Genomic DNA, 7,283 nt, shown 5'->3' with positions numbered 1-7,283 from the left:
GACTGTACAGTGGGAGAGGGCCGGGGTGAGGGCATCATGCTGCACCGCACAATTCATCCCAAACGCTTCTCCCACCCGCTCTCCTGCGCCGTAAACCCTAACGCCTGCATAAACGCTGCCATCACGCCGCGGTCTTCCACGCCCACGTCGGCCATCCACCATGAGTTTACGTTCAGGTTTTCGCGGATCACTTCTTCAATTAAATACTGTCCCACACCGCGACGACGGGTCACGTCACGCACGCGCAGCGAGTCCAGCGCTCCCTCCGTGCCGCTCAGGGTCACGCGAACCGCGGCCAGCAGGCGCTCGTTGAAGCGCGCGGCATAAATGCGATGGTTCTCGTCGACATGCAGCGACGAAGGGGAATATTCCGGCCAGATCTTGCCCAGGTCGATATGATCCTGGTCGCTAAAGGTCACCAGACGCACGATAGTCAGTTTCATTAGCAGCTTGTCCAAATCAAATTGAGTAGAGGCAGTGTACTCAATTTATTCACTCAGCGGCTTCCTCTTTTTATTCTCATTAATCAGGTGATTAGTTTTTTAGCAATGCAATGGGCAGTGTGAAAACACATGGATCGAAAAATAAGCAGAATTTTAACCTGAATGGCAGCGATTTATTCGGCGCTTTGTACCGTTATTTTATGCTGCAAACTGCACTTTTATTTGTTTATCTCTGCCTGATTTCAGAATATTATCTTTCCTTAATCGCCTGAAAAATAGAGATTTTAGTCTGGTTTTTGACAAAGAACTGCGCTAAACCATTAAAGGCACTGGTAAAAATAGCGTTGTTCATTAAAAGTACAGAATGCTTTTTAACCATAATAAAACAAAATATAAACACGACATCACGAATGGGGATTCTGAGATGAAAAGGAACGCGAAGACATTTATCGCGGGAATGGTTGCACTGGCGATCTCGCATGCGGCCATGGCGGAAGAGATTAAAGTTGCGGTAGTCGGTGCGATGTCCGGCCCTGTTGCCCAGTGGGGTGACATGGAGTTTAACGGCGCGCGTCAGGCCATCAAAGACATCAACGCCAAAGGCGGCATCAAGGGCGACAAGCTGGTAGGCGTGGAGTATGACGACGCCTGCGATCCGAAACAGGCCGTTGCGGTCGCCAACAAAATCGTCAACGACGGGATTCAGTACGTCATCGGCCACCTGTGCTCATCCTCCACCCAGCCCGCGTCCGATATCTACGAAGACGAAGGTATTTTGATGATCACTCCGGGCGCCACCAACCCTGAGCTGACCCAGCGCGGCTACCAGCACATCATGCGTACCGCCGGTCTGGACTCCTCTCAGGGGCCAACCGCGGCCAAATACATCCTCGAAACCGTTAAGCCACAGCGTATCGCCATCATTCATGACAAGCAGCAGTACGGCGAAGGCCTGGCGCGCTCCGTGCAGGACGGCCTGAAAAAAGGCGGCGCGAACATCGTCTTCTTCGACGGCATTACCGCAGGCGAAAAAGACTTCTCCGCGCTGATCGCCCGTCTGCAAAAAGAGAACATCGACTTCGTCTACTACGGCGGCTACTACCCGGAAATGGGCCAGATGCTGCGCCAGGCGCGCGCCACCGGTCTGAAAACCCAGTTTATGGGGCCAGAGGGCGTGGGCAACGCCTCCCTGTCAAACATCGCAGGGGATTCTGCCGAAGGCATGCTGGTGACGATGCCAAAACGCTATGACCAGGATCCGGCCAACAAGGCTATCGTGGATGCGCTCAAGGCGCAGAAGAAAGATCCGAGTGGTCCATACGTCTGGATCACCTACGCGGCCGTGCAGTCTCTGGCAACCGCACTGGAGCGTACCGGCAGCAAAGAGCCGCTGGATCTGGTGAAAGATTTAAAAGCACACGGGGCGAACACCGTGATTGGGCCGCTGAACTGGGATGAGAAAGGCGATCTGAAGGGATTTGAGTTTGGTGTCTTTAAGTGGCACGCCGACGGTTCGTCCTCGGTCGCCAAATAATTATCCCACCGCCCGGCTCACCGGGCGGGTATAAAAAGGTTTGCATATGTCCGAGCAGTTTCTCTACTTTTTGCAGCAGATGTTTAACGGCGTCACGCTGGGAAGCACCTACGCGCTGATCGCCATCGGCTATACGATGGTTTACGGCATTATCGGCATGATCAACTTCGCCCACGGCGAGGTGTACATGATCGGTAGCTACGTCTCCTTCATGATTATCGCCGCGCTGATGATGATGGGCATCGACAGCAGCTGGCTGCTGGTCGCCGCCGGTTTTGTTGGCGCGATCGTGATCGCCAGCGCCTACGGCTGGAGCATCGAACGCGTGGCCTACCGGCCGGTGCGCAGCTCCAAGCGTCTTATTGCGCTGATTTCCGCGATCGGGATGTCGATCTTCCTGCAAAACTACGTCAGCCTGACCGAAGGTTCGCGCGACGTGGCGCTGCCAAGCCTGTTTAACGGCCAGTGGATTGTGGGGGCCAGCGAAAACTTCTCTGCCTCTATTACCACGATGCAGCTGGTGATCTGGGTCGTGACCTTTGTCGCCATGCTCGCCCTGACCCTGTTCATCCGCTACTCCCGCATGGGACGCGCCTGCCGCGCGTGTGCGGAAGACCTGAAGATGGCGAGCCTGCTCGGCATCAACACCGACCGCGTAATCGCCCTGACCTTCGTGATTGGCGCGGCGATGGCGGCGGTGGCTGGCGTGCTGCTCGGCCAGTTCTACGGCGTAATTAACCCGTACATCGGCTTTATGGCCGGGATGAAAGCCTTCACCGCGGCGGTACTGGGCGGCATCGGCAGTATTCCGGGCGCGATGATTGGCGGCCTGATCCTGGGCGTGGCGGAAGCGCTCTCCTCGGCGTACCTGAGCACCGAATATAAAGACGTGGTGTCGTTTGCCCTGCTGATTCTGGTTCTGCTGGTGATGCCTACCGGTATTCTGGGCCGTCCGGAGGTAGAGAAAGTATGAAACCGATGCATTTTGCAATGGCGCTGCTGTCTGCCGCCATGTTCTTCGTGCTGGCCAGCGTCTTTATGGGCGTCCAGCTTGAGCTGAATGGCACCAAACTCGTTGTCGATACTGCAGCTGATATTCGCTGGCAGTGGGTCTTTATCGGCACCGCCGTGGTGTTCCTGTTCCAGCTGCTGCGCCCGCTGTTCCAGAAAACGCTGAAAAATGTCTCCGGACCGAAATTCGTTCTGCCGGCGATCGACGGTACAACGGTAAAACAGAAGCTGTTCCTCGTGGCGCTGCTGGTCGCCGCCGTGGCGTGGCCGTTTATGGTGTCGCGCGGCACGGTGGACATCGCCACCCTGACCATGATTTACGTGATCCTCGGCCTCGGTCTGAACGTGGTGGTGGGGCTGTCCGGCCTGCTGGTGCTGGGCTACGGCGGTTTCTACGCTATCGGCGCGTATACCTTCGCGCTGCTGAACCACTATTACGGCCTGGGCTTCTGGACCTGCCTGCCGCTGGCGGGACTGGTCTCTGCCGCCGCAGGCTTCCTGCTCGGCTTCCCGGTGCTGCGCCTGCGCGGTGACTACCTGGCGATTGTGACCTTAGGCTTCGGTGAAATCGTCCGTATCCTGCTGCTCAACAACACCGAAGTGACCGGCGGCCCGAACGGCATCAGCCAGATCCCAAAACCGACCTTCTTCGGCCTGGAGTTCAGCCGTACCGCCCGCGAAGGCGGCTGGGATACCTTCAGCAACTTCTTTGGCATCAAATATGATCCCTCTGACCGCGTGATCTGGCTCTATCTGGTGGCGCTGCTGCTGGTGGTCATCACCCTATTCGTGATCAACCGCCTGCTGCGCATGCCGCTGGGCCGAGCGTGGGAAGCGCTGCGCGAAGATGAGATCGCCTGCCGCTCTCTGGGCCTGAACCCGACCCGCATCAAACTGACCGCGTTCACCATCAGCGCCGCGTTTGCCGGTTTCGCCGGCACGTTGTTCGCCGCGCGTCAGGGCTTCGTCAGCCCCGAGTCGTTCACCTTTGCCGAATCGGCCTTTGTGCTGGCGATTGTGGTACTCGGCGGGATGGGCTCGCAGTTCGCCGTTATCCTCGCGGCTATCCTGCTGGTGGTCTCTCGCGAGCTGATGCGCGACTTTAACGAATACAGCATGCTGATGCTGGGTGGTTTGATGGTGCTGATGATGATCTGGCGTCCGCAGGGTCTGCTGCCGATGACGCGTCCACAGCTGAAGCTTAAGAATGTGGAAGCGAAAGGAGAGCAGGCATGAGTCAGCCATTATTATCCGTAAACGGTCTGATGATGCGTTTTGGCGGCCTGCTGGCGGTCAACAACGTGAACCTGGACCTGCATAAAAAGGAGATCGTCTCCCTGATTGGCCCGAACGGCGCGGGGAAAACCACGGTCTTTAACTGCCTGACCGGCTTCTACAAGCCGACGGGCGGCACCATCATGCTGCGCGACCAGCACCTGGAAGGGTTGCCGGGCCAGCAGATTGCCCGCATGGGCGTGGTACGTACCTTCCAGCACGTGCGTTTGTTCCGCGAGATGACGGTGATTGAGAACCTGCTGGTGGCACAGCATCAGCAGCTGAAAACCGGCCTGTTCTCCGGCCTGCTGAAAACCCCGGCCTTCCGCCGCGCGCAGGAGGAGGCGCTCGATCGCGCCGCCACCTGGCTCGACCGCATCGGCCTGCTGCAGCACGCCAACCGTCAGGCGAGCAACCTGGCCTATGGCGACCAGCGTCGACTGGAGATCGTGCGCTGCATGGTGACCCAGCCGGAGATCCTGATGCTCGACGAACCGGCGGCGGGCCTCAACCCGAAAGAGACCAAAGAGCTGGACGAGCTGATTGCCGAGCTGCGCGATCATCACGACACCACCATCCTGCTGATTGAGCACGACATGAAGCTGGTGATGGGCATTTCGGACCGTATCTACGTGGTAAACCAGGGCACGCCGCTGGCAAACGGCACGCCGGAAGAGATCCGCAACAACCCGGACGTGATCCGCGCATACCTTGGTGAGGCATAAGATGGAAAAAGCGATGTTAACGTTCGACAAGGTCAATGCGCACTACGGCAAGATCCAGGCGCTGCACGACGTCAGCCTGCACATCAATCAGGGGGAAATCGTCACCCTGATTGGCGCCAACGGCGCGGGCAAAACCACGCTGCTCGGCACCCTGTGCGGTGACCCGCGCGCCACCAGCGGGCGGATTGTGTTCGATGGTAAAGACATTACCGACTGGCAGACCGCCAGAATCATGCGTGAGGCGGTGGCGATTGTCCCGGAAGGGCGCCGCGTCTTCTCCCGCATGACGGTGGAAGAGAACCTGGCGATGGGCGGGTTCTTCGCTCACCGCGATGAATACCAGACCCGCATCAAGTGGGTGTACGAACTCTTCCCGCGCCTGTGGGAGCGCCGCATTCAGCGTGCGGGCACCATGTCCGGCGGTGAACAGCAGATGCTGGCGATTGGCCGCGCGCTGATGAGCCAGCCGCGTCTGCTGCTTCTGGATGAACCGTCGCTCGGTCTGGCACCGATCATCATCCAGCAGATCTTCGACACCATTGAGCAGCTGCGCAAAGAGGGGATGACCATCTTCCTCGTCGAGCAGAACGCCAACCAGGCGCTGAAGCTCGCTGACCGTGGCTACGTGCTGGAGAACGGCCGCGTGGTGCTGGAAGACACCGGCGACGCGCTGCTGGCGAACGAAGCGGTGCGGAGCGCGTATTTAGGCGGGTAGATAAAAGCAAAAAGGCAACGCAAGTTGCCTTTTTTTAGTGTTTTCTCCCTCTCCCACAGGGAGAGGGCCGGGGTGAGGGCACCAGACCGCACCCAATCATGCACCTAATTCCCTTCACACAACCATCATCCCCCTGACCTTTTACTGTCACTTATCTGTAAACAAACAGTTATTTTTCTGTCATTCGAGCATGTCATGTTACCTCGCGAGCATAAAACGCGTGATATCGCGCATCCGGCACAATAAGAGAGATGACAATGACATCGTTACGACACACAGCTTTGGGTCTGGCACTGGGTCTGGCTTTTGCGACGAACGCAATGGCTGTGACCACCATTCCGTTCTGGCATTCCATGGAAGGGGAGTTGGGTAAAGAAGTTGACTCCCTGGCGCAGCGTTTCAACGACACCCATCCGGATTACAAAATTGTGCCGGTGTACAAAGGTAACTACGAGCAGAGCCTGAGCGCGGGCATCGCCGCCTTCCGTACCGGCAACGCGCCTGCACTGTTACAGGTTTATGAAGTGGGCACCGCCACCATGATGGCCTCCAAAGCTATCAAGCCGGTGTATGAAGTGTTCAAAGAGGCGGGTATCAACTTCGATGAATCCCGGTTCGTGCCGACCGTAGCGGGTTACTATACCGATTCCAAAACCGGTCACCTGCTGTCCCAGCCGTTTAACAGCTCCACGCCGGTGCTGTACTACAACAAAGACGCCTTCAAAAAAGCCGGTTTAGATCCGGAGCAGCCGCCAAAAACCTGGCAGGACCTGGCCGAATACACCGCGAAGCTGAAAGCGGCGGGGATGAAGTGCGGCTACGCCAGCGGCTGGCAGGGCTGGATCCAGATTGAAAACTTCAGCGCCTGGCACGGCCTGCCGGTTGCCACCAAAAACAATGGCTTCGACGGCACCGACGCGGTACTGGAGTTCAACAAGCCGGAGCAGGTGAAGCACATTGCGCTGCTGGAAGCACTGAACAAGAAGGGCGATTTCAGCTACTTCGGGCGTAAAGACGAATCCACCGAGAAGTTCTACAACGGCGACTGCGCCATTACCACCGCCTCGTCCGGCTCGCTGGCGGATATTCGTCACTACGCCAAATTTAACTACGGCGTGGGCATGATGCCGTACGACGCCGACGTAAAAGGCGCGCCGCAGAACGCCATCATCGGCGGGGCGAGCCTGTGGGTGATGCAGGGTAAAGATAAGGGCACCTACAAAGGCGTCGCCGAATTCCTCGACTTCCTGGCGAAGCCGGAAAACGCTGCTGAATGGCACCAGAAGACCGGCTACCTGCCGATCACCAAAGCCGCGTACGACCTGACCCGCGAGCAGGGCTTCTACAGCAAAAACCCGGGTGCGGACATCGCGACGCGTCAGATGCTGAACAAGCCGCCGTTGCCGTTCACTAAAGGCCTGCGTCTGGGCAACATGCCGCAGATCCGCACCATCGTGGATGAAGAGCTGGAAAGCGTGTGGACCGGGAAGAAAACGCCACAGCAGGCGCTGGATTCCGCAGTAGAGCGTGGGAATCAGCTGCTGCGCCGCTTTGAGCAGTCGACGAAATCGTAATCTGTG

Annotated in this window: 7 protein-coding genes; 6 read left to right on the top strand and 1 reads right to left on the bottom strand. The window is 57.8% G+C overall.

Features of this window, described 5'->3' with window-relative positions; genetic code table 11:
- Window positions 1-53: 53 nt before the first annotated feature.
- Entirely contained in the window at window positions 54-443 is a 390-nt protein-coding gene (gene panM, locus IM265_RS14370) for an aspartate 1-decarboxylase autocleavage activator PanM (RefSeq protein WP_193032046.1), read from the bottom strand.
- A 424-nt stretch (window positions 444-867) separates the two neighbouring features.
- On the opposite strand from panM, the gene livK reads away from it, so the two are divergent.
- The 6 genes from livK (at window position 868) to ugpB (ending at window position 7,277) form a co-directional block, all read left to right on the top strand.
- The gene (livK, locus tag IM265_RS14365) at window positions 868-1,977 is read left to right on the top strand and encodes a high-affinity branched-chain amino acid ABC transporter substrate-binding protein LivK (protein WP_028015146.1); all 1,110 of its coding nucleotides are present in this window, start codon (window positions 868-870) and stop codon (window positions 1,975-1,977) included.
- 46 nt (window positions 1,978-2,023) lie between these two features.
- On the top strand, window positions 2,024-2,950 hold the full coding sequence (gene livH, locus IM265_RS14360; RefSeq protein ID WP_028015147.1) for a high-affinity branched-chain amino acid ABC transporter permease LivH: 927 nt from the start codon (window positions 2,024-2,026) through the stop codon (window positions 2,948-2,950).
- Window positions 2,947-4,224, top strand: coding sequence for a high-affinity branched-chain amino acid ABC transporter permease LivM (locus IM265_RS14355; protein WP_045631383.1), 1,278 nt, complete (start codon window positions 2,947-2,949; stop codon window positions 4,222-4,224). Before livH ends, IM265_RS14355 begins: the two co-directional genes overlap by 4 nt.
- Entirely contained in the window at window positions 4,221-4,988 is a 768-nt protein-coding gene (livG, locus tag IM265_RS14350) for a high-affinity branched-chain amino acid ABC transporter ATP-binding protein LivG (RefSeq protein ID WP_028015149.1), read from the top strand. The genes IM265_RS14355 and livG overlap by 4 nt, the downstream gene beginning before the upstream one ends.
- A 1-nt stretch (window position 4,989) precedes the next feature.
- Window positions 4,990-5,703 (top strand): high-affinity branched-chain amino acid ABC transporter ATP-binding protein LivF, encoded by a 714-nt coding sequence (gene livF / locus IM265_RS14345; protein ID WP_008500102.1) that lies wholly within the window; start codon window positions 4,990-4,992, stop codon window positions 5,701-5,703.
- Between the two features lie 257 nt (window positions 5,704-5,960).
- Window positions 5,961-7,277, top strand: coding sequence for a sn-glycerol-3-phosphate ABC transporter substrate-binding protein UgpB (gene ugpB, locus IM265_RS14340; RefSeq protein WP_193032037.1), 1,317 nt, complete (start codon window positions 5,961-5,963; stop codon window positions 7,275-7,277).
- Window positions 7,278-7,283: the final 6 nt, after the last annotated feature.

Origin of the sequence: Enterobacter cloacae complex sp. P17RS (genome assembly GCF_014895885.1) — a bacterium.
GTDB lineage: Bacteria > Pseudomonadota > Gammaproteobacteria > Enterobacterales > Enterobacteriaceae > Enterobacter > Enterobacter bugandensis.
This window is presented reverse-complemented; position numbering and strand designations above follow the sequence as displayed.